The organism is Pseudoclavibacter terrae, from assembly GCF_008831075.1.
Classification (GTDB): Bacteria; Actinomycetota; Actinomycetes; order Actinomycetales; family Microbacteriaceae; genus Pseudoclavibacter; species Pseudoclavibacter terrae.
In genome coordinates this window covers 408244-426870 of sequence record NZ_WBJX01000003.1, presented here as the reverse complement: position 1 = coordinate 426870, position 18627 = coordinate 408244, and the positions used below count along the sequence as shown (strand labels likewise).

At 70.1% G+C, this 18627-nt stretch carries 19 protein-coding genes; 4 read left to right on the top strand and 15 right to left on the bottom strand.

What is annotated here, in order from left to right:
- Window positions 1–17: 17 nt before the first annotated feature.
- The 5 genes from ccsB to F8O03_RS11460 are packed head-to-tail and all read right to left on the bottom strand — an operon-like array spanning window position 18 to window position 5115.
- Entirely contained in the window at window positions 18–1112 is a 1095-nt protein-coding gene (ccsB, locus tag F8O03_RS11480; protein WP_151423957.1) for a c-type cytochrome biogenesis protein CcsB, read from the bottom strand.
- On the bottom strand, window positions 1109–2914 hold the full coding sequence (gene resB / locus F8O03_RS11475) for a cytochrome c biogenesis protein ResB (RefSeq protein ID WP_151423956.1): 1806 nt from the start codon (window positions 2912–2914) through the stop codon (window positions 1109–1111). Before resB ends, ccsB begins: the two co-directional genes overlap by 4 nt.
- Window positions 2898–3839: a cytochrome c biogenesis CcdA family protein gene (locus F8O03_RS11470; protein WP_425280954.1), complete on the bottom strand. Its 942-nt coding sequence runs from the start codon at window positions 3837–3839 to the stop codon at window positions 2898–2900. The genes resB and F8O03_RS11470 overlap by 17 nt, the downstream gene beginning before the upstream one ends.
- On the bottom strand, window positions 3836–4471 hold the full coding sequence (locus F8O03_RS11465; RefSeq protein WP_244296208.1) for a TlpA family protein disulfide reductase: 636 nt from the start codon (window positions 4469–4471) through the stop codon (window positions 3836–3838). Before F8O03_RS11465 ends, F8O03_RS11470 begins: the two co-directional genes overlap by 4 nt.
- Complete coding sequence (locus F8O03_RS11460; RefSeq protein ID WP_104310883.1) at window positions 4468–5115, bottom strand: histidine phosphatase family protein; 648 nt, start codon at window positions 5113–5115, stop codon at window positions 4468–4470. The genes F8O03_RS11465 and F8O03_RS11460 overlap by 4 nt, the downstream gene beginning before the upstream one ends.
- Before the next feature lie 117 nt (window positions 5116–5232).
- On the opposite strand from F8O03_RS11460, the gene aspS reads away from it, so the two are divergent.
- On the top strand, window positions 5233–6543 hold the full coding sequence (gene aspS / locus F8O03_RS11455) for an aspartate--tRNA(Asn) ligase (protein ID WP_151423955.1): 1311 nt from the start codon (window positions 5233–5235) through the stop codon (window positions 6541–6543).
- An 80-nt stretch (window positions 6544–6623) separates the two neighbouring features.
- On the opposite strand, the gene F8O03_RS11450 is transcribed toward aspS, so the two are convergent.
- Genes F8O03_RS11450 through F8O03_RS11420 form a run of 7 tightly spaced genes read right to left on the bottom strand, consistent with a single transcriptional unit; the run spans window position 6624 to window position 14535 of the window.
- A complete protein-coding gene (locus tag F8O03_RS11450) occupies window positions 6624–7013 on the bottom strand; it encodes a DUF4913 domain-containing protein (protein ID WP_151423954.1) in 390 nt (129 codons plus the stop codon).
- Window positions 7010–8767, bottom strand: coding sequence for a type IV secretory system conjugative DNA transfer family protein (locus tag F8O03_RS11445; protein ID WP_151423953.1), 1758 nt, complete (start codon window positions 8765–8767; stop codon window positions 7010–7012). The genes F8O03_RS11450 and F8O03_RS11445 overlap by 4 nt, the downstream gene beginning before the upstream one ends.
- Window positions 8764–10326, bottom strand: coding sequence for an ATP/GTP-binding protein (locus F8O03_RS11440; protein ID WP_151423952.1), 1563 nt, complete (start codon window positions 10324–10326; stop codon window positions 8764–8766). The genes F8O03_RS11445 and F8O03_RS11440 overlap by 4 nt, the downstream gene beginning before the upstream one ends.
- Entirely contained in the window at window positions 10323–11816 is a 1494-nt protein-coding gene (locus tag F8O03_RS11435) for an SCO6880 family protein (protein ID WP_151424045.1), read from the bottom strand. The genes F8O03_RS11440 and F8O03_RS11435 overlap by 4 nt, the downstream gene beginning before the upstream one ends.
- A gap of 4 nt (window positions 11817–11820) precedes the next feature.
- On the bottom strand, window positions 11821–13398 hold the full coding sequence (locus tag F8O03_RS11430; RefSeq protein ID WP_151423951.1) for a TrbL/VirB6 family protein: 1578 nt from the start codon (window positions 13396–13398) through the stop codon (window positions 11821–11823).
- Window positions 13398–14225, bottom strand: coding sequence for a DUF8175 domain-containg protein (locus F8O03_RS11425; protein ID WP_151423950.1), 828 nt, complete (start codon window positions 14223–14225; stop codon window positions 13398–13400). Before F8O03_RS11425 ends, F8O03_RS11430 begins: the two co-directional genes overlap by 1 nt.
- Window positions 14226–14244: 19 nt before the next feature.
- Complete coding sequence (locus F8O03_RS11420; RefSeq protein ID WP_151423949.1) at window positions 14245–14535, bottom strand: hypothetical protein; 291 nt, start codon at window positions 14533–14535, stop codon at window positions 14245–14247.
- Between the two features lie 315 nt (window positions 14536–14850).
- Here F8O03_RS11420 and F8O03_RS11415 point away from each other — a divergent pair, with 315 nt between their 5' ends.
- Genes F8O03_RS11415 through F8O03_RS11405 form a run of 3 tightly spaced genes read left to right on the top strand, consistent with a single transcriptional unit; the run spans window position 14851 to window position 17659 of the window.
- Entirely contained in the window at window positions 14851–15366 is a 516-nt protein-coding gene (locus F8O03_RS11415; RefSeq protein ID WP_151423948.1) for a hypothetical protein, read from the top strand.
- The gene (locus F8O03_RS11410; RefSeq protein ID WP_151423947.1) at window positions 15363–16580 is read left to right on the top strand and encodes a M23 family metallopeptidase; all 1218 of its coding nucleotides are present in this window, start codon (window positions 15363–15365) and stop codon (window positions 16578–16580) included. Before F8O03_RS11415 ends, F8O03_RS11410 begins: the two co-directional genes overlap by 4 nt.
- Before the next feature lie 44 nt (window positions 16581–16624).
- On the top strand, window positions 16625–17659 hold the full coding sequence (locus F8O03_RS11405) for an FHA domain-containing protein (RefSeq protein WP_167516550.1): 1035 nt from the start codon (window positions 16625–16627) through the stop codon (window positions 17657–17659).
- Window positions 17660–17695: 36 nt separating this feature from the next.
- On the opposite strand, the gene F8O03_RS11400 is transcribed toward F8O03_RS11405, so the two are convergent.
- The 3 genes from F8O03_RS11400 to F8O03_RS11390 all read right to left on the bottom strand — a co-directional run bounded on the left by F8O03_RS11400 (window position 17696) and on the right by F8O03_RS11390 (window position 18554).
- Window positions 17696–17962: a glutaredoxin family protein gene (locus F8O03_RS11400; protein ID WP_151423945.1), complete on the bottom strand. Its 267-nt coding sequence runs from the start codon at window positions 17960–17962 to the stop codon at window positions 17696–17698.
- A 156-nt stretch (window positions 17963–18118) separates the two neighbouring features.
- Window positions 18119–18217, bottom strand: a complete 99-nt coding sequence (locus F8O03_RS11395) for a 30S ribosomal protein bS22 (protein ID WP_082775156.1) — start codon at window positions 18215–18217, stop codon at window positions 18119–18121.
- Window positions 18218–18341: 124 nt separating this feature from the next.
- Window positions 18342–18554 carry a helix-turn-helix domain-containing protein gene (locus F8O03_RS11390; RefSeq protein WP_104254521.1) on the bottom strand — a complete coding sequence of 71 codons (213 nt, stop codon included), beginning with the start codon at window positions 18552–18554 and terminating at the stop codon, window positions 18342–18344.
- Window positions 18555–18627: the final 73 nt, after the last annotated feature.

The following is an 18627-nucleotide window of genomic DNA, read 5'->3' as shown; positions in this document are numbered from 1 at the left end:
GACGGGACGGCGGTGACTTACAGGCCCGAGTAGGCGTGCAGGCCCTTGAAGAAGACGTTCACGACGCCGAAGTTGAACATGACCGTCGCGAACCCGGCGATGGCGAGCCACGCGGAGGGTGACCCGCGCCAGCCGCGCGTCGCGCGGGCGTGGATGTACCCGGCGTAGACCACCCAGATGATGAAGGTCCACACCTCCTTGGTGTCCCAGCCCCAGTAGCGACCCCAAGCGCGTTCTGCCCAGATCGCACCAGCCATGAGGGTGAAGGTCCAGAGGATGAAGCCGACGATGTTGATGCGGTAGGCGAGGTTCTCGAGGCGCACCGCGTCCGGCAGCGCGGAGAGGAGCTTGAGGCGCGACGGGAGGCCGGCGCGCACGCGGGCGACGCGACGCGTCTGCAGGAGCTGCGCGACGCTCAGGCCCGCGCCGATGGCGAGGCATCCGGTGGCGAGGGAGGCGACGAAGACGTGGATGACGAGCCACACCGACTGGAGCGCCGGGGCGAGCGGCACGACGTCGACGTAGAAGCCGAGCGTGGCGATGCCGAGGGTGATGACGGTGAAGCCCGTGATGAAGGTGCCGAGGAAGCGCACGTCCGCCCAGAAGCGGGCGAGCAGGAAGACGAGCACGATGAGCAGCGTCGAGGTCATCGAGTACTCGAACATGTTCGACCAGGGCACACGGTCGGCGGCGATGCCGCGAAGGACCGTGGCGGCGAGGTGCACGAGGAAGGCTGCGACGGTGAGCCACATGGCGATGCGCAGCGACGGCGTTGCCCGCGTGTCGCGCCAGGCGTCACCCGATTCGGTGCGAGTGGATGCGAGCGAGACGGAGCTCGCGGGATCGTCCGTCGTGTAGGTGGCCGGTTCGGCCATCTCTCGCTCGCGCGCGGCCGCGTCGTACGTGCTTGCCCCCGCCGGACCGGCGGCCGCACCTACAAGCGTGTTGCGACGTGCGGCGGTGGCACCGACGGCGGACTGCCGCTCGGTGCGTTCGGCGGCCCGCGCGCTGCGTCCCGCCAGATCCATGGAGAACGCGATGAACGCGATCGAGTACACCGCTATTGCGATGTAGAGGAGCAGGTTCGACCAGCTGGACAGCGTTTCGATCATGGAGCTTCCTGAGTGGGAGAAGAGGCGAGCGCCGCGCCTTGGTTGCCGGCGCCGGGTTCTGAGCTTCGGGTGGGCTCGGTTCGTTGCGAGCCCCCGGAGTCGCGGGCCGGCGACGCGGGTTCGGCTAAGCCTACGATTTTTCTGGTGTGCAGGTCGAGGAGATCGTTGACGGCCGCTGCCAGCTGCGGATCGTCTCCGCGGGCGAGGCCCGCGTACTCGACGAGCACGGTGCCGTCGGCTCGCGTGGTGGCCTTCACCCACAGGCGTCGCCGTGGCACGAGCAGTGACGTGAAGAGGCCGCCGATGATGAGCACGGCGAAGATGAGGACCGGGATCTGCGTCGGGTCGTCGTGCACGTCGAACGAGGCGTAGCGGGGAACCTCGCCGAGTTCGATGGTGCCGAGGCCGTTCGGGAGCTCGGCGGTCTCGCCGGGGCGCAGCTCGATGGGCTTGACGTCGAGATCGCGTGCGGCGATCGGTGTGAGCGTGTCGGTGTCGAGCGTGTAGACGGACCTCGGCACCCCTTCGTCGAGGCCGAGGTCGCCCGAGTAGACGTTGAGGGTCAGCATCGGGTCGCGGAGGTCCGGGTGGTTGGAGGTGAGGGCACCCGACTCGAGCTCCACCGCCGACGGGTAGAAGAAGCCGAGCATGCCGATCTGCTCGTCGAGTCCATCCGGCACCTTCACGACGCCCATGGAGGTGAGGAAGGAGTCCTGCGGGAGGAACGGCACGAAGTCGGAGAACACGGCGTTGCCGTCTGGGTCTCGCACGGTGATCTCCGGGGCGTACCCGTTGCCGAGGAGGTAGCTGTCGGTGCCGGCGAAGCGAAGGGGGTCGTTGACGCGGACGGTCTCGCTTCTGGCTTCGCCGCCCGGCGTGTTGACGGTGACGTTCGCCGCGTAGTCGGTGGCCTGCCCGATGGCGTTCTGGTTCTCTTCCTCGTACGTGATGTCGAAGGAGTCGAGGCGCATGGAGAACGGCGCGAGCGCGTCCGGGGTGAAGAAGCGGCCCGGGTTGAACGACGAGTAGCTGACGAGCCCGTTCACGAAGGTCTGGCCTTCGACGAGCACCCGCTGTCCCGACCAGGTGTAGCCGCCGCCGATGCCGACTGCGACGATGATGCCGACCATGGCGGAGTGGAAGACCAGGTTTCCGGTCTCGCGCATGTATCCGCGCTCTGCGGAGACCGAGACCCCGCGTCGGCCGTCGTCGAAGATGACCGTGCGGTACCTCTTCTCGCGCAGCACCTTCGCGGCTTCGTCGATGACGGCACCGCGCTTCGGGTCGAGGGAGGCGTCGAGCACCTGCGTCGAGTAGGCGTCGAGGCGGGAGAGGCGCGCCGGGGTCTTCGGGGGCTTCGAGCGCAGTGCGTCCCAGTGGTGCTTGATGCGCGGGATGATGCAGCCGATGAGCGAGACGAAGAGCAGCAGGTAGATGGCGGTGAACCACGGCGAGCTGTAGACGTCGAACATGCCGATGTCGTCAAGGAACGGCGCGATGTCGGGGTACGTGTCCTGGTAGACGATGACGCCGTTGGGGTCGCTCGAGCGCTGCGGCACGAGCGAGCCGGGCACGGCCGCGATCGCGAGGAGCAGGAGCAGGAGCAGCGCCGTGCGCATGCTCGTGAGCTGACGCCAGGCGGTGCGCAGCCAGGCGACGAGCGCGGACGCGCGGCCAGGCTTCTTGACGCCGCCTGGCGCGCCCGGCGTGGACGCTCGGGTGCGTGCGGTCTTCTTCGGATCGCGATCGCGGGCTTCGAAGCCGACCTTGCCCGCGTCGAAGTGATCAGAGGGGCGCGACATAACCGGGGAGCATCGCGGCGAACGCGAACATGATCTGCTGCCAGACGCCGATGAGCATCAGGAATCCGAGGACGATGAGGAGGCCTCCGCCAATCAGGTTGATGGTTCGGATGTGCTTGCGGAGCCAGTTGACTCCCGTGGTCACGCGGCCGAGCCCGAGTGCGATGAGGATGAACGGCAGGCCGAGCCCGACGCAGTAGAAGAACGCGAGCAGGGCGCCCCTGGACGGGGAGGCCGTCTGCGCCCCGAGGGCCATGATCGCGGCGAGCGTCGGGCCGAGGCACGGGGTCCACCCGATGCCGAAGACCACGCCAAGCAGCGGTGCACCCAGCAACCCGGATGGGGCGAACTTCAGGCGCGCGGTGCGCTGCATGAACGACACCTGGCCGATGAAGACGACACCCATGAGGATGACGATCGCGCCGAGCACCCGCATGACTGCGCCCTGGTACTCCAACAGCCAGATGCCGATCTGCCCGAACGCTGCGCCGGAGAGCACGTAGATGACGGAGAACCCCAGCACGAACAGGGTCGCCCCGAACGCGACCCGGCCTCGGCCGGTGGTGAGACGGGTGATGAGGGAGGGCTTCGCGGGCGCGGTCGACGCTGCGGAGGAGCCTGTGCTCGAGCCGCCGCCCATCGCTGCTGCAGCAGCTGCCGCGCCTCCTCCGGTGCCCCCTGTGGCCACTGCTCCGATCGGGGTGCGCGAGGTGCTCTTGGCTGGCGCATCCTGAGCGACAGCCCCGACGAGCCCGAGGTATCCGGGGACGACCGGGAGCACGCAGGGCGACGCGAAGGAGATGAGGCCAGCGAGGAGGGCGAGGGGGATCGCGAAGAGCAGCTGCCCGCTCACGATGGTCTCGCCGACCGCGTTGCCGGGTGCGACGGCGGTCAGTGCGGATGCAGCGAAGAGGGCAGTGGTCACTTGCTGCTCTCGGCGAGGGTGTCGGTGATCATCGAGCCGAGGATCGACGGGTCGATGGGTCCGCGGATCACCGATGCCACGCGGCCCTCGGCGTCGAGCACGAGCGTCGACGGAATGGCCTGAGGCGGCACGTTGTCGGCGAAGGCGAGGCGAACGCTCGCGTCGTCGACGTCGAGGATCGACGGGTAGGTGATGCCCTGCGTCTCGGCGAAGGTTTTCGCGGTGGCGGCCTGGTCGTAGATGTTGACGCCGACGAACTCGACGCCGTCGTCTTGACGCTCTTCCCAGAGCGCCTGCAGGTCGGGCGCCTCGAGGCGGCACGGCGGGCAGGAGGCGTACCAGAAGTTCACGACGGTGACCGAGCCGACGAGGTCGTCGCTCGAGAGCTCGTCGCCGAACTCGGTGACGCCGCCGAACTCGATCGGAGCCTTGCGCTCACCCTCGGGGAAGATCTCGTAGCTGCCGTCGCTCGCCACGGTGCCTGCTCCAGCATCGCGTGCCTGATCGGCGAGGTCCTCGCTCGGGGCGCACGCGGCCAGCAGGAGCATCGTCGCAACGCCCAGCGACGCGAACGCGATGCGGAGGGGTCGGGCAGAGCGCGACGTCTTCACGCTCTCTGAGCGGATGGTCACACGGCTCCCTCATCGGTGGCGGCGCTGAGTTCCTGCGCCGCCGGTTCGCGGTAGTCGGCTTCCACGAAGCCGGTTGCGGGGTGGTATTCCAGCGTCGTGATGCTCGAGAGCGAGCACCGCCGGTGCTTCGGGTTGTGCGGGAGCGGCTCCTTCGAGAGCGCTCGGTGCACCATCCAGATCGGCAGCTGGTGGGAGACCACGATAACATCGCCGCCGTCGGCGAGCTCTGCGCCGTCGAGCACCGCCTCGCGCATGCGGGCGACGATGGACTTGTACGCCTCGCCCCAGCTGGGGCGCAGCGGGTTGACGAGCTTCGGCCACGATCCTGGGCGACGCAGCGCGCCGTACTTGCCCGTCATGCGCCTGCCCTCGAACGCGTTCGTCGGCTCGATGACGCGCTCGTCGATGACCGGCTCGAGCCCGAACAGCTCGGCGATCGGTGCCGCTGACTCCCGGGTCCTCTGCAGCGGAGAGACGACGAGTCGGGTTGCCGGTACGGCACGGGCGTGCAGGTCTTCCGCGGTCACGCGTGCCATGCGGGCGCCGAGCTCGGAGAGCCCGAAGCCTGGGAGCCGCCCGTAGAGGAGCCCGTTTGGGTTTTCGACCTCGCCGTGGCGGACGAGGTGGATTCGCTGTGCCGCCATGCGTTCCAGTCTACGAACCGCCACCGACACTCAGGCACAGGATGCGCATCCGCGACCCAAGCCGTGCCTTGTTCTCTTCCCGCTCGCACGCGCGTTGGCCTCGGGTACCCTTGCCAGGTGACTGATCGCGCCCTCATCTCCTCCCTTTCCACGCTCGAAGACGGCCCCGTGCTTGTGCAGGGGTGGGTCGATACGGTTCGAGACCAGAAGAAGGTGCAGTTCGTCGTCCTCCGTGACGAGAGCGGCGCCGTCCAGCTCGTGAACCCGCGCGCCGAGGGGCGTGAGTCGATCTCCGACACGATCTCCGCCCTCGCGCAGGGCAGCTTCATCTCCGTGCGCGGCCAGAAGAAGGCCGACGAGCGCGTGAAGCTCGGCGGGCTCGAGGTCAAGGTCGACGAGATCGTCGTCGAGACCGCAGCGCTCCCCGAGACGCCCATCGCCGAGGACACGTCGATCGACAAGCGCCTCGACTGGCGCTTCCTCGACCTGCGCATCCCCCGCAACGCCCTCATCTTCCGCATTCAGACGACGTTCGCGCACGCGTTCCGCACGTACTGGGTGGAGAACGGCTACGTCGAGCTCTTCACGCCGAAGCTCATGGCGTCGGCGTCCGAGTCGAAGGCGGAGCTCTTCAAGGTCGACTACTTCGAGACGAGCGCGTACCTCGCGCAGAGCCCGCAGTTCTTCAAGCAGATGGCGATGAGCTCGGGCCTCGGCAAGATCTTCGAGATCGGGCCTGTGTTCCGCGCCGACCCTTCGTTCACGTCGCGCCACGCGACCGAGTTCACCGGCATCGATGCCGAGGTGAGCTGGATCGAGTCGCACGAGGACGTCATGCAGATGCAGGAGCAGCTCATGGTCGCTGGCCTGCATGCGGTCAAGGATGCGCACGGCGAGGAGATCAAGGCGCTCTTCGACGTCGACATCGTCGTTCCGTCGCTGCCGTTCCCGCGCATCCCGCTGCTCGAGGCTCGTGAGATCGTCGAGGCGCGTGGCCACAAGCTGGAGCGCAACGACCTCGACCTCGACCCCGAGGGCGAGCGTCAGATCGCGGCGCACGTGCAGGAGACGTTCGGCCACGAGTTCGTGTTCCTCACGGACTACCCCGCGTCGATTCGCCCGTTCTACCACATGCGCCACGAGGGTGACGAGTCGCTCACGAAGAGCTACGACCTCATCTGGAACGGCGTCGAGATCTCGACGGGTGCCCAGCGCGAGCACCGTGTGGACGTGCTCGAGGAGCAGGCGAAGCAGAAGGGCATGGAGGTCGACGAGCTCGGCTTCTACCTCGACTTCTTCCGCTACGGCGCGCCGCCTCACGGTGGGTTCGGCATGGGCTTCGCGCGCATCCTGATGCTGATGCTGCACCAGACGACGCTGCGCGAGGTCACGTACCTCTTCCGCGGTCCGAACCGCCTGCAGCCGTAGGTTTCATCGCGCTGCCGCCGACCGGCAGCGACCTCAGAGCCGTCCGCGATCTCTCGCGGGCGGCTCTGCCGCGTCATGCGTCAGCCGCGCAGCGTCGCCTCGTGTCCGGGCGGGGGTGGTGCGCAGGGCAGGTCGTCGCCGCGGCGGTTGGTGCTGTCGCGCACGTCGGGGCTCGACTCGAAGGGGCCGTCTGGGCTGAAGAGCACGCCGAGGTGGTAGTCGGCGTGGTCCCGGAACCAGAGACAGGCCCCGCCTGGCGAGTCCTTCAGCTCCTCCCACGCCTGCCAGAGCCCGCGGAGGCGGAGCACCGCTTCGGGTGAGTCCCACCAGCGGGCCGACCAGACTCGTGTGCGCCCGTCCACCCGCCGGGCGCACGATCGGCTCACGAACTGGCGCACGAAGTCGTCGAGACACGCGAACTGGCGGGAGGGCGTGCCTTCGCCGCCTGGGTGCGTCTCCGCGTCGCTCATCGCTGCTCCCCCGCGCGCGCGGGTGCGTCCAAGCTGGGGGCAGGACCCTCGCCGGGGCCGTGGCGCGTGATCGAGGCGCGGATGCGGGACGCGTGCGGGCCCTGCATCCACGACCGGGTCTTGATGAGGGTCGGGCGCGCGCCGGATGCAAGGACGAGGGCACGCCCGCGTGGGAGCGCGGCGAGCTCGGAGACGTCGAGGATGCGTTCGCGGTGGAGCTGCCTCGAGACGGTGCGGTGGCCTCGGCCGTAGCTCAGCGAGGAGAGTTCCCTGTCGTGGTCTCCGACGAGTTTGGAGAGCTCCTCGAGGAAGGCCGCCTCGCTGACCCCACCGCCGTAGACCTTGACGTTCGCGGCGGACCAGAGCTTTCGCATACCTCCCTCGCCCCAGACTTCAACGCCCTGCGACCAGGACTGGAGGATGGTGATGAGCACGATGCCACGCGAGCCGTAGTGGCTGTAGAGGTCGGGGAGGGTGCGCCACCGGCAGACGTTCGCGGCTTCGTCGAGCACGCCAAGGAGGGGCCGGGCGAGTCGACCGGACGGTGATGCCGCCGCGAGTTCTTCTGCCGCCTCCGCCACGGCGACGGTGAGGGCGGTGACGAGGGGACCCGTGCTCCCCTGCCCCTCGCGGGAGAGCGAGTAGAGGGTGTCGGTGCCACGCACGAACTGGTGGGGGTCGAACCGCGGTCGGCCGTCGGGTTCGGCTGTCGGCGTGATCCAGGAGGCGAGGGCCCTGCTGGTCAGGCACGAGGCCATCTGCTGGGCGGTTCCGTAGATGCCGCCGCGCTGCCTGTCGGGTGCGCTGATGACCCCTTCGAGCTGGTCGGCGATGAGCCGAAACCCGTTGTCCTGCAGGATGCCGACGGCTTCGTCGTCGCCCGGTCGAGTCACCCACCGATACACCTCGGTGATGCGTCTGCCCGCGAGCGCCCCGGCGAGCAGGAGCGCCGCGAGGAGGTCTTTCGCGGCGGGGTCGAAGAACGCGTCGGCCCTGGAACCGGGCTCCCTCGACCCGCTGGCGAAGTGGTCTGCGAGCTTGCCTGCCTGCACCTCGTCGGTGACGTAGCTCAGCGGGTCCCACCACCACTGGGCGGCTTCACCGGCTACGGACTGCGGGTCGAAGACCCAGACGCGGCCCGTTGCAGCTCGCACCCCGCGCGTCGCGTCGACGACGTCGCGCTTGTTCGACGTGACGATGACCGCACCGGGCGCCTCGACGATAGCTGGGATGGCGAAGGCCGTCGACTTCCCGGTGCGCGGGCCACTGATGTTGACCTGCATGTCCTCCCACCCTGCATACACCGGTGCAGCTCCCGGGATGCTCGTGCCGAGTCGCACGCCGATCGGCCCGTCGACGCCGAGACGTCGGCTGCTGGCCCTGGCCCCGCGAGCGCTGATGGCTGCGATCTCCCTCCCCCGGCCGAGCAGGACCGCGGCGTGATCGAGTCGGCGAGCGCCGGCTCGGCGGCGGGTGATCAGCATCAGGGCAGAGCACGCGAACGGGACCGCGAGACCCATCACGACGGCGAGCCACGTCGCGGTCTCCGTCCACTGGACGCGGCCTCGCAGCACGTCGAAGAACAGGGCGAAGAGGTTGGCCGGCAGTTCTGCCCCCGTGCCATCGACCGTGTTCGCGACGCGCACGCAGAGGTTCGTGCCGCCGACGGCGACGATGACCGTGCCGAGCGCGACCCAGAGCAGGGCGGTCTCTGTGGCCAGTCCGCCCGGCCCGCGCTTCCTCGGTCCGCTCATGACTTCCCCCGGTCTGGTTCGCGCTTGCGGCCCGTTTCCGGAGCGTCACCGGTCACCCTGCTCGCCTCGTGCCAGAGCTTGTTGGTGTCGTTGATGCTCGCTTCCGCGGCGGTGAGCTGCACGTCGACCGGAATCCCGGGCCGACCGCCGACCTTGACGAGGAACTTGCCTCGCCCGGGAGGTTCGGCCTCCCGGCCGCTGGTCGGGTCCCAGGCGGGTGGGTCCTGCCAGCCGATGAGGAGCTCCTGCTCGGCGAGCGACAGCGGCACCGCTGAGGTGAGGCGCGGCATCTCGGCCCCGGGCAGCCCGCCGCAGATGACCATGCCGGCGCGTTCCACGAAGCCTTTCGCCTTCATCCGCTCCGACTCGGTGGGCAGGGCGAGGAGGTCGCTCATGGTGTGCGAGATCATGGCCATGCCGACTCCTCGCTGCCGGTTGAGGCGGGTGAGGGCGTCGACGCGGTCGACCATGCCCTTGCCTGCCCGAAGCGCTCGCCACAGTTCGTCGAGGATGACGAAGTAGTGCCGTCGGGGTTCGAGTCCCGCGTCCGCGAGCACGTTGGCGACGTTGACGGTGCCGAACCCCGCGGACCAGCAGGCGAGGAGCGCGGCGGCCTGCAGGTCGACGTCGGAGTCGTCGATCGAGGAGACGTCGTAGACGACGGGCGCGTCACGCCGCATGGGGTTGGTGGTCTGCCGCGAGAAGGTCTCGCCGAGCCTGCCGCCCCCGACGAGCCCGATGAGCGACGCCTCCAGGTCTTCCGTGATCGCCTTGTACCGGCTGTCGTCTCCTCGGTCGAGCGCAACCGCACGCACCTCCGGTGGCCCTGCCTGCACGACCTCGAGGAGGTCGCCGAGCACGGGCACCCCGTCGTGGTGCTCGTCGAGCCATTTGAGGGCGCGGTCGATGATCGTCTCCTCGCGGTCGCTGGGCGGCTGGAGGCGCATGATCGTGAGGAGGGCGGCGACCATCGTGTGCCGGCGACCGTGGGCGTCGGCGAGCACCTGGCTGGCCTCGGCCTCGAAGCCGTGGGCTCTGAGTCGCTTCGCAGCTGCCGTCGCCTCGCCGGGGTCGAGCACGTTGAGGTAGCCGCGGCCGCGTCCCAGCGAGATGACCTGGCCCCCGAGGGCCGTGATCATGTCGACGTGGTCGGGCTTCAGGTCGCCGAGCACGAGCGGCATCACGCCGTAGCCGGCGAGCCCCGTCGCCATCCGTCGCACCAGCGAGGACTTGCCGAGCCCCGGCTTGCCGAGGATGAACGCGGACGGGTTGCTGATGAGCTTGGCTCGCTGGAACCACGAGATGGGGTCGCAGCACAGGGTCGCCCCGGTCTGCGTGTGCCGGCCGAGGGGCACCCCGATCATCGGAGTGCCGGTCCCGACCGCGAACGGCCAGAGCCCGCACACCTGGACGGTCGTGCCGCGCCACTCGTCGTGGGCCTGGACGTACGTGGATGCGCCCCTGCCGGCGCCGCTCCAGCCTCGCGCGCCCGGTCGCTCCTGGGGTCGCGGGCGCGCTTGCGCGGGCTGCTTCGCGGTTCTCTGGCGTGGTCGGTTCACAGTTTCTCTCGCAGTTCGCTCGGCACTCTGAGGTGCTTGCTGAGGACGAGGCCGAGCGGCAGCGCCGCGGCGAAGGCCGAGTCCTGGGATCCGTAGACGGGCCGCAGGCGGAGGCGTGCGGTCGCGGCGAGGTTGTCGACGGCCGCCCGCGCGTCGAGCTCGTGTTCCGCGTCGAGCACCGTCGCCGTGACGAGTGCCCCGAAGTTCACGAGGCCCGCACCGGATGCCTCCTCGCTGGCGGTCGCCGCGGCCGCTCGCACGGCGAGCGTGTCGCGCGCGGCCGGCTTCGAGCTCGACGTCTGCCTGAACTGGGCGGCGCTGAGGTCGGCCTCGACGAGGGCGGCGGCGCGGGCCGCGTCAATGGGGCGGTAGAGCAGCGTTACCCGTTTACGGGCGATGTCCCGGTGCGGCGCGAGCAGGCGGGCGAGCACGCTCGACTGCACACTGCCTCGTGGCGCGACGGTCATCGCCCAGGTCGTCGAGTAGGCGGAATCGTGGCGGTAGCCGCCCCAGCTGGCCCGGGCTGCCGCCGGACCGACGTCGCTCCAGCTGAGTTCCGGGGTCTCACCGGTGGCGTGCGCTTCGTCGATGAGCACGGCGACGGCGGGATCGTAGGCGACCCGAACGATCTCGCAGACCTCCTGCGCTGTGAGCGGTTGCGCGGCGCCGGCGCCGGTCGCCTGCAGTCCCGCGGTGAGGCCGGGGAGGCGGGCCGCGAGCTCTCGCGCCATCTCGTCGGGGGCCCGCCGCCGCGCACCGGTTCGGAGCGAGCTTTGGAAGGTGAGCGCGACGAAGGCCTTCACGGTGGATGAGCCCTCCGGGTAGTCGGCGACGGTCTCCTCGAGCACGGCGCGAGCGAAGGCTGGCGCGTTCGGGTCGATGTTCATGGCGACCTCGCGCCGCAGGCGCGTGCCGGAGTCTGGAGCCGTCTCGATGGTCACCGAGGCCGCCTCGATCCCCTGCTCGTCGCCGAGACTCGAGAGCCAGTGGCCCCATTCGGCAACCCACGAGTCGATCTGCTCCTGGTCGACAAGGGCCGCGCCATCCGGTTCAGTGCCGAACACCACCGTGTAGCTGCCGACGGCTGGCGTGAGGAGCAGCGCGAAGGGGCGTCCGTGCGAGTCGCTGTGCTCGCTCAGCCTCGTCGGCGCCGCGATGCCGGGCAACTGGTAGGTCGCCCAGGGCACGCGGCCGATCGGGCCAGAACGGTAGCTCGCCTCCCCCTTCGCGCGGGACAGCGCCCACCCTGAACGGGCCCCGATCCGGGAGAGCGCGTTCTTGCCGTGCGCGTCTCGCACGACGAGCAGCAGCAGCGAGACCCCGATCGCCGTCGCCACGATCAACGCCGCGATGATGCCGGAGATCATGACGGCGACGACCACGAGCACCAGCCCGCCCAGCAGCAGCGCCGTGCCCACGGAGCCGAGCCCGAGGAGACCTGCAGAGGTCGGCTTCCGCCAGTTCCCGTACGTGCGCACCTGTCGCGCCATCGAGCTATCGACCACCGCTCGGCTCCTCTCCGGTTGTCCGCTCCGCGACCGTGATCGCAGCATCCGTGCCGTACTGGATCGCCTTCTTCACGGGCTGGACGGCCGTGAGCGCCGCCGCAGCGTATGGACCACCCGCGACCTTGCCTGCTCTCGCCGCCGCGCCTGCTCCGGACGCCGCCCCCGGGGAGGCGGAGGTTTTCGCCGGCCCGAGCGACGGCGCTGGGGAGCCCGGCGTTGACGGGGATCTGGGCGGCGTCGCCCTTGCCCCTGGTGTCGGTGCCCCGCCTCGCGGCGCCCCAGCGGCCCCGCGCGAGGCGGTGCTGCCCTGTGGCGCGGTGCTCGGTCGGGGGCGCGCGCCCTCCGGAACGCGGTCCGCGACCGCGTTGGCGATGGATGCGCCCCCGCCGCTCGAGGCGAGCGCCCCGACCATGGGCGTCACGAAGCGCATGAGCGCGGGGAGCGCGACGATCGCCAGGGCGAGGATGACGAGTCCCGTGTAGGTGGTCAGGACGGCGCTGCCCTCCGAGGACGGGGCGGCCCCGCTCATGCGGAAACCGGCGGCGTAGACGATCGCCGCGGCCGGTTTGTAGAGGATGAAGGCGGTCAGCCAGGCGACGCAGCGTTGGAACCACCCCTTGCCGAGGTCCGTGTTCGTCGCAGACGCGGCGAGCGGCAGGATGCCCGAGAGGATGACGAGCATCCCGCCCCGCACGATCATGAGCAGCACCTGCACCACCGAGACGAGACCGACGATCACGCCGATGAAGAGGCCGTTGCTGATGCCGCTCACGACCGCTCCGCCGGAGCTGCCGACAGCACCGCCGGCGAGGCCCGCGACGGAGCCCCCGAGCATGACGCCCACGTTGTCCTTGAAGCAGTTCGGGGCCCCGTCGAGGTCGCACTCGAGCGACTCGTCGATGATCCAGGTCGAGAAGGAGTCCCCCGCGCGGACGAGCAGCCACACGATCGTGAGGCCCGCACTCGCGACGACCACCAGCGTGAGCAGGCTCTTCAGAAGCTCCTGCCCCGGCCTGGCCCGCTGCTCCCACGCCATGCGCGCGCCGCCGATCATGACGGAGGCGATGGCGCAGACGCCCGCGATCCACCACGTCGAAGACTGCAGGAACGTCGCGGTGTTGGTCGACGCCGCCGGGGCGGTGGGGACGAGCGCGGACACCAGCGAGGAGGCGCCCGCGATGAGGACCCCGCCCGCGAGCACCGCGAACAGTCTGCCGTGGAACGGGACCCCATCGCCGGAGCGGATCCGGAGCCCCACCATGACGGCCAGGAGCACGAGCCCGAGGACGGCGACCGTGCCCGAGATCCAGCTGACGTACCCGAGCACCGTGCCGAGGTGCGCTTCGACGTCACCGGTCGGCGCGGCGGCAGCCGAACCCGCCGCGGCTCCCGTCGTCCCGAGGTCTGGTGTCGGCACGTCGACCCACATGGTGCCGAGCGTCGAGATCTGCTCGGCCACCCACTCGTTGACGTCGTTCTGGAGCGCCTCACGCGTTCGGCTCCACACCGTCGAGGCGATCTCCTTCGAATAGCACTCGAAGTCGCCGAGTCCGCAGTCAGCCATCAGGCACCCCACCGCACGTAGCCGCCGACGTCGCCGAGCGCCTGCATGCGCACGGGGTGCGGGTCGTCGGTCGGGATCCGCCAGTCGCCGTCGACCCACTCGAGGTCGACGACGGCGGCGATGAAGTTGCTCGCGCCATCGACCGTGACGCGCTGGGCGACGTCGACGCGCGCGGTCTGTCCGTCGAAGGCGAGCATCCGGTAGCCCACGATCTGGAGTCGGATGAGCTCACCCGAGGAGCCCGACTCTGCCCCCGACTTCGACGCTGCGAGGAGCGCATCTCGATGGGGGCCAGGTGCCAGGGCATGGTCGAGGAGCGGGCCCCGGAGACCCGCCGTGTTCGACTGCACGAGGAAGTTCGCGGCGGCGAACAGCGCCCCCTCCGGCGAACGCTGGAAGCAGGAGGCGAACCCTGCCTCGTGGGTCTCCCCCGGACCCGTGGCCGGTGCGCTCGGGGCGAGGTTCACGTCGACATCCCGCCAGCTGGTCTCGGGCGCGATCGCGAGCCGCCACTCCTCCGACTCGGCAGGGTCAGGCGCACCGGGTTCGGACAGCCCGCAGCGGCTGGGTGACAGCGTGTCGCCAGCACCGGCAGGCCGGGGATCGGCGCGTGCGTCGAGCGTTGGAGTGGACCTCGCCAGCTCGGCCGGCGCGTCTTCACCCCCACCGGGAGCCTCACCCCCGAACGCCGCCAGGACCGAGACGACGACACCGGCCACCACCAGCAGCGCGACGCCGAGCGCGGCCACGACGAACCCGGGGCGCCCCGAGGGCGTTCCGGAGCTGAGGCGGGCAGATCGGCGCGGTCTCGGTCTGCTGTTCGGCATGATGCTCGCCCGCCGCACGTCAGACGAAGAAGCCGACGAGGCTCGTCGCCGCCGAGATGATGATGACCCCGCCGAGCGCCATGCCGATCTTGCCCGCGTGCTCGCCGCCCTCGCCTCTGCGCGACTGGATCGCCATCATCGTGCCGGCGGCGATGAGGCCGAGCACGCACACCGCGAGCCCGATCCACTTCACCCAGCCGAGCAGCGTCGTGAGGCCCTCCGTCCCCGGAGGCTGCACGGGGTCGGGGTCGGGCAGCGTCACCAGGTGCGCGGTGGTGTCGAGCAAAATCGCGAGTGCGAGGGTCGTCATGATCAGAGGTCTCCTGTCGAGATGAAGGCGCGACAACGCGCGCCGAAGAGCGACCCCACGCAGGCGAGGTCTGGCAGCACCGGGGTCGGACCACACGCGCTCGAGGCTCCGCGCCGTGTCTCGCCCCGGTGTCCGAGCCGAACCGTCGACGCCCTCAGATGGCTCGTCGGTGTTGGTGCCGGCTCGGTACAGGAATGGACTCTACGCACGGCCCAGGTGGCCACCGAGAGTTATCCACAGGCCGAAGCCTGGCCGCTCCGAGCGACCTAGATTGGTGCTCGCCGCAGCCGCGCTGTGGCTGGGAAGGGGTGCTCGATGCGCCAGAAGATCGCAATCGCTGCGCTGGCAGCACTGGCCCTGGGAGTGAGCGGATGCTCGCCAGCCGACGGGCCGCCGACGACACCGCCGAGCCGACTGGCGCCGACGGATCGGCCGCCTGAGCCCGCCGACGGGTCGCAGGACGAGCACATCGAAGCGGAGGCCCCGGAGCCCTCGCCGACACACGATGACGGGTCGGATGCCGCGGCGATCGGCGTCGCGTCCGCCGCCATGAGCGCCTACCTGCGTCGCGACGACTCCCAGCGGGACTGGCTCGAGGCGCTCGAGCCCCACCTCACCGCGGCGGCGGTCGCGGCGCTGAGCTCTGTCGACCCGGCGTCCATCCCTGCGGTGACAGCCGATGGACAGATCGCGGTGGAACGCGACGCCAGCGGCTACCTCGCCCACGTCGATGTCCCGACAGGCGGCGGTTCGTACCGGCTCCTGCTCGTGCGCGACGGATCCGGGCCCTGGCTCGTCAGCCAGATCGCACCACCGGACGGAGCCTCGTGAGCTCGCGAGCCGGTGCATGGTTGGTCGGCACGATCGCGATCCTGCTCGCGCCGGCACTGCTGCTCGGGGCCTTGGTGCTCACGACCATCGCGAGCACATCGCTCGCGAGCGTGGCGGCCTGCGCCACCTCCGGGTTCTCGGTGCCCATCGTTCCGCTCGGCACCGCTCCGGGAACCAGCACGGGCGGGTCTGGGGGCGCCGCCGGTGCCATCGATGCCGACCCGGCCTCGGCGTCGGGCCTCACCGTCAGCACCACGATCGACGGCGAGCCGGCCGAGTTCGCTGGCGCTCAGCTCTCGAATGCCGCGCACATCCTGACCGCGGGCCGCGAGGCCGGTCTCGGGGTCCGCGACCAGGTCATCGGGGTCATGACCGCCATCGGCGAGTCGACCCTGCAGGTGCTCGACCATGGCGACGCGGCCGGTCCCGACTCACGGGGGCTCTTTCAGCAACGCGACAACGGCGCGTGGGGGAGCTACGCCGACCGAATGGATCCGCACGCAAGCGCCAGCAGCTTCTTCACCGCGCTGCTCGCAGTCGCCGAGCGCGACGCGCTCGCGCCGTCGGAGGCCGCACATCGCGTCCAGGGAAACGCCGACCCGCAGCACTATGCGAAGTACTGGCAGGCGGCCGTCACCGTGAGCGAGACCATCAGCGGAACCAGCACGGGGCTTGGCACGGGAACTCCCCCGACCGCCGGAGCCAGTGCGGACGCGGACGGCGGCTGTGGGGCGGCAAGCGCGGCTGCCGCCGGCTCCGGTGGCAGCGGCAGCGGCAGCGGCAGCGCCGCGATCCTGAGCCCCTCGGGCTGGGCCGCACCCGGTGCCGGCGCGCTCACCGACACGTTCGGGAACCGGTTCCACCCGACCGACTTCGAATGGCGCATGCACAACGGCATCGATCTCGCGGCGGGCGGCTGCGGCGGGCAGATCTGGGCCGCGCAGTCCGGGACCGTCGTCGAAGCCGAACCCGACAGCTCCGGGAACGGCACGATCCGAGTCGACCACGGCGGGGGGCTCGTCACGAAATACCTCCACATGGAAGCTGACGGCTACCTCGTCGGAGTTGGGGCGGTCGTCACCGCCGGTCAGCAGATCGGCGTCACGGGCACAAGCGGCCAGTCCACCGGCTGCCACCTCCACTTCGAAGTGCTCGTCGACGGCGAACGCGCCGATCCGCTTCCGTTCCTCGACGCGCGCGGAGTGAGCTTCTGATGGCGGGGAGGCGCACGCGTCGCGAACCGGAGCCGGGCGAAGCCGTGCCCACCTGGCCGCGTGTCACCGCGCGCATCGACGCGCGTGGCGGCGGCATGCTGTCCTGGAACTCGACCCCAGCTGAGATCTCCGCCGACGATCGCGACGCCGCGCATGCATCCGTCGTCGCCCGGTGCACGCGCCTCGCGCAGACCATCGCCCGCGCGATCCGACTCGAGCTGCACGAGGAGAACCGGATGCAGGAGTTCGCCGTGCACCCATCGGGGGCCATCCGGGCGATCCGAGCAGACGGACTGCCGCAGAACGATGCGGGGAGCGAACCCGAGCTCACGGCCATCGTGGGCACGTGCGTTGCCTGCGCCGCAATCGCGACGGCAGCCGAGACTCGCTGCCGGCGCTGCGGCACGCCAGAGCCGCTGCTCCGCTACGGCATCGCCCTGCGGAGGCGCGCCGACACTGAACCCGACCAGCCGGTCATCAGTGAGCCACGCGCCGGGCGCCGGGCGCTGCGTCGGGCATCCTCGCAGGCGGCGACCACAGCACCGAGCAGGAGGCTGGATCCCGGGACGGCACGAGCACCGGAGCTCGCGCAAGCCATCGGAACCGAGACGAAGACCGGACCGGAGACGAAGACCGAGCCGCAGACCGAGCCGACCACCGAGCCAACGCCAATGCCCGGGCCTGGAACCGAACACCGGCCGCGGCGGTCATCGCGCCGAACGGCGGCACGGTCGACGGCCGCGCCCAGGGCCCTCGTCATCGAGTTCGACGACAGCTCCCGCGCAGTGCTGGCCGGCAGCGCCGCCGTCGGCCGCAACCCGTCGCCCGTCGACGGACGCATCCCGGTCCGCGTCGACAGTCGAGACAACACCGTGTCGCGCACCCACGCGCTCGTGGACCTCGACCGGGCCGGCCGCATCCTCGTCACCGACTACCACTCGACGCACGGAGTGCACCTCAGCGGCGCCGGCGACTCGGCATTCTCGCCGGGCGTCGTCTACCGCGTGCCGAGCGGAGCCCGCCTCCGCCTCGGCGACGTCGTCTGCCGAGTCAGCACCGAGCCCGCGCTCGCAGGCTGAAGCCGCTGTTCAGGCGCGGGCAGCTCCAGCCCGTGCTCACCGCCGAGCAGCGGCGGCAGCCACCGCCGCATCCAGCCGCTCAGCCTCGACGAACCACTGCGAGTGCTGCTCGCCATCGATGAGCACGACCGGAATGAGCTCGCCGAAGCGCTGCTGCAGCGCTGCGTCGTCGAGGATGCTCAGCACCGACAGCTCAGCGCTGTGGCGGGCGGCGACCTCCCGCACCACCGGCTCCGCCTCCTCGCAGAGGTGGCAGCCCGGCTTGCCCAGGAAGGTGATCGTCGGAACGCGCGCATCCGTCATGCCCTCGAGTCTCGCAGAGACCACGCGGACGAGAGCGGCGTTGTGGTCGTCAAGGCGCGCGGGGAGCCACCACAAGCGCGCTCCCGGCCGCAGCAAACCCGCGCTTTAACGCAGAAAACGCCTGACCCGAGGGCCCGGCGCTCTGCGTCGTCGCGACTACTTCTTGTTGCGACGCTGGTGGCGAGTCTTGCGAAGCAGCTTGCGGTGCTTCTTCTTCGCCATGCGCTTGCGGCGCTTCTTGACTACTGAACCCATAGGAACATCCTTTATCTACAAGTACGAGGTGCGCGCAGCGGTGGGCTGCGGCATCGCTGGCGTCAGCTTACACGTCACCTGCCGGTAACCCTGTGTCCGACAACAACTCAGGGTCCAGGAAGACTCAGGCGGTGTGCTGACCGAACTCGTCTCCGCGGCCGGACTGCTTGATGGCCTCGGAGACTGCCGACTCCGGCACCCGGAACGAGCGGCCGAACCGCACCGCGGGAAGTTCACCGGAGTGCACAAGTCGGTACACCGTCATCTTCGAGACCCGCATGAGCTCTGCCACCTCGGCAACGGTCAGGAACCGCACATCAGACAGGTCGTTTGCCATGTGTTGCAGCTCCAAGGTGACGGATGATCCGCGCGTTACGGAAGTGAAGTGAGTGTCAGTTGAATACCTTATG

What these genes read in the sequence shown, in the direction of transcription:
- ccsB (WP_151423957.1), bottom strand. Translation starts at nt 1,112, where the DNA reads ATGATCGAAACGCTGTCCAGCTGGTCGAACCTGCTCCTCTACATCGCA.
- resB (WP_151423956.1), bottom strand. Translation starts at nt 2,914, where the DNA reads ATGTCGCGCCCCTCTGATCACTTCGACGCGGGCAAGGTCGGCTTCGAA.
- F8O03_RS11460 (WP_104310883.1), bottom strand. Translation starts at nt 5,115, where the DNA reads ATGGCGGCACAGCGAATCCACCTCGTCCGCCACGGCGAGGTCGAAAAC.
- F8O03_RS11450 (WP_151423954.1), bottom strand. Translation starts at nt 7,013, where the DNA reads ATGAGCGACGCGGAGACGCACCCAGGCGGCGAAGGCACGCCCTCCCGC.
- F8O03_RS11445 (WP_151423953.1), bottom strand. Translation starts at nt 8,767, where the DNA reads ATGAGCGGACCGAGGAAGCGCGGGCCGGGCGGACTGGCCACAGAGACC.
- F8O03_RS11435 (WP_151424045.1), bottom strand. Translation starts at nt 11,816, where the DNA reads ATGGCGCGACAGGTGCGCACGTACGGGAACTGGCGGAAGCCGACCTCT.
- F8O03_RS11430 (WP_151423951.1), bottom strand. Translation starts at nt 13,398, where the DNA reads ATGGCTGACTGCGGACTCGGCGACTTCGAGTGCTATTCGAAGGAGATC.
- F8O03_RS11425 (WP_151423950.1), bottom strand. Translation starts at nt 14,225, where the DNA reads ATGCCGAACAGCAGACCGAGACCGCGCCGATCTGCCCGCCTCAGCTCC.
- F8O03_RS11420 (WP_151423949.1), bottom strand. Translation starts at nt 14,535, where the DNA reads ATGACGACCCTCGCACTCGCGATTTTGCTCGACACCACCGCGCACCTG.
- F8O03_RS11415 (WP_151423948.1), top strand. Translation starts at nt 14,851, where the DNA reads ATGCGCCAGAAGATCGCAATCGCTGCGCTGGCAGCACTGGCCCTGGGA.
- F8O03_RS11400 (WP_151423945.1), bottom strand. Translation starts at nt 17,962, where the DNA reads ATGACGGATGCGCGCGTTCCGACGATCACCTTCCTGGGCAAGCCGGGC.
- F8O03_RS11395 (WP_082775156.1), bottom strand. Translation starts at nt 18,217, where the DNA reads ATGGGTTCAGTAGTCAAGAAGCGCCGCAAGCGCATGGCGAAGAAGAAG.
- F8O03_RS11390 (WP_104254521.1), bottom strand. Translation starts at nt 18,554, where the DNA reads ATGGCAAACGACCTGTCTGATGTGCGGTTCCTGACCGTTGCCGAGGTG.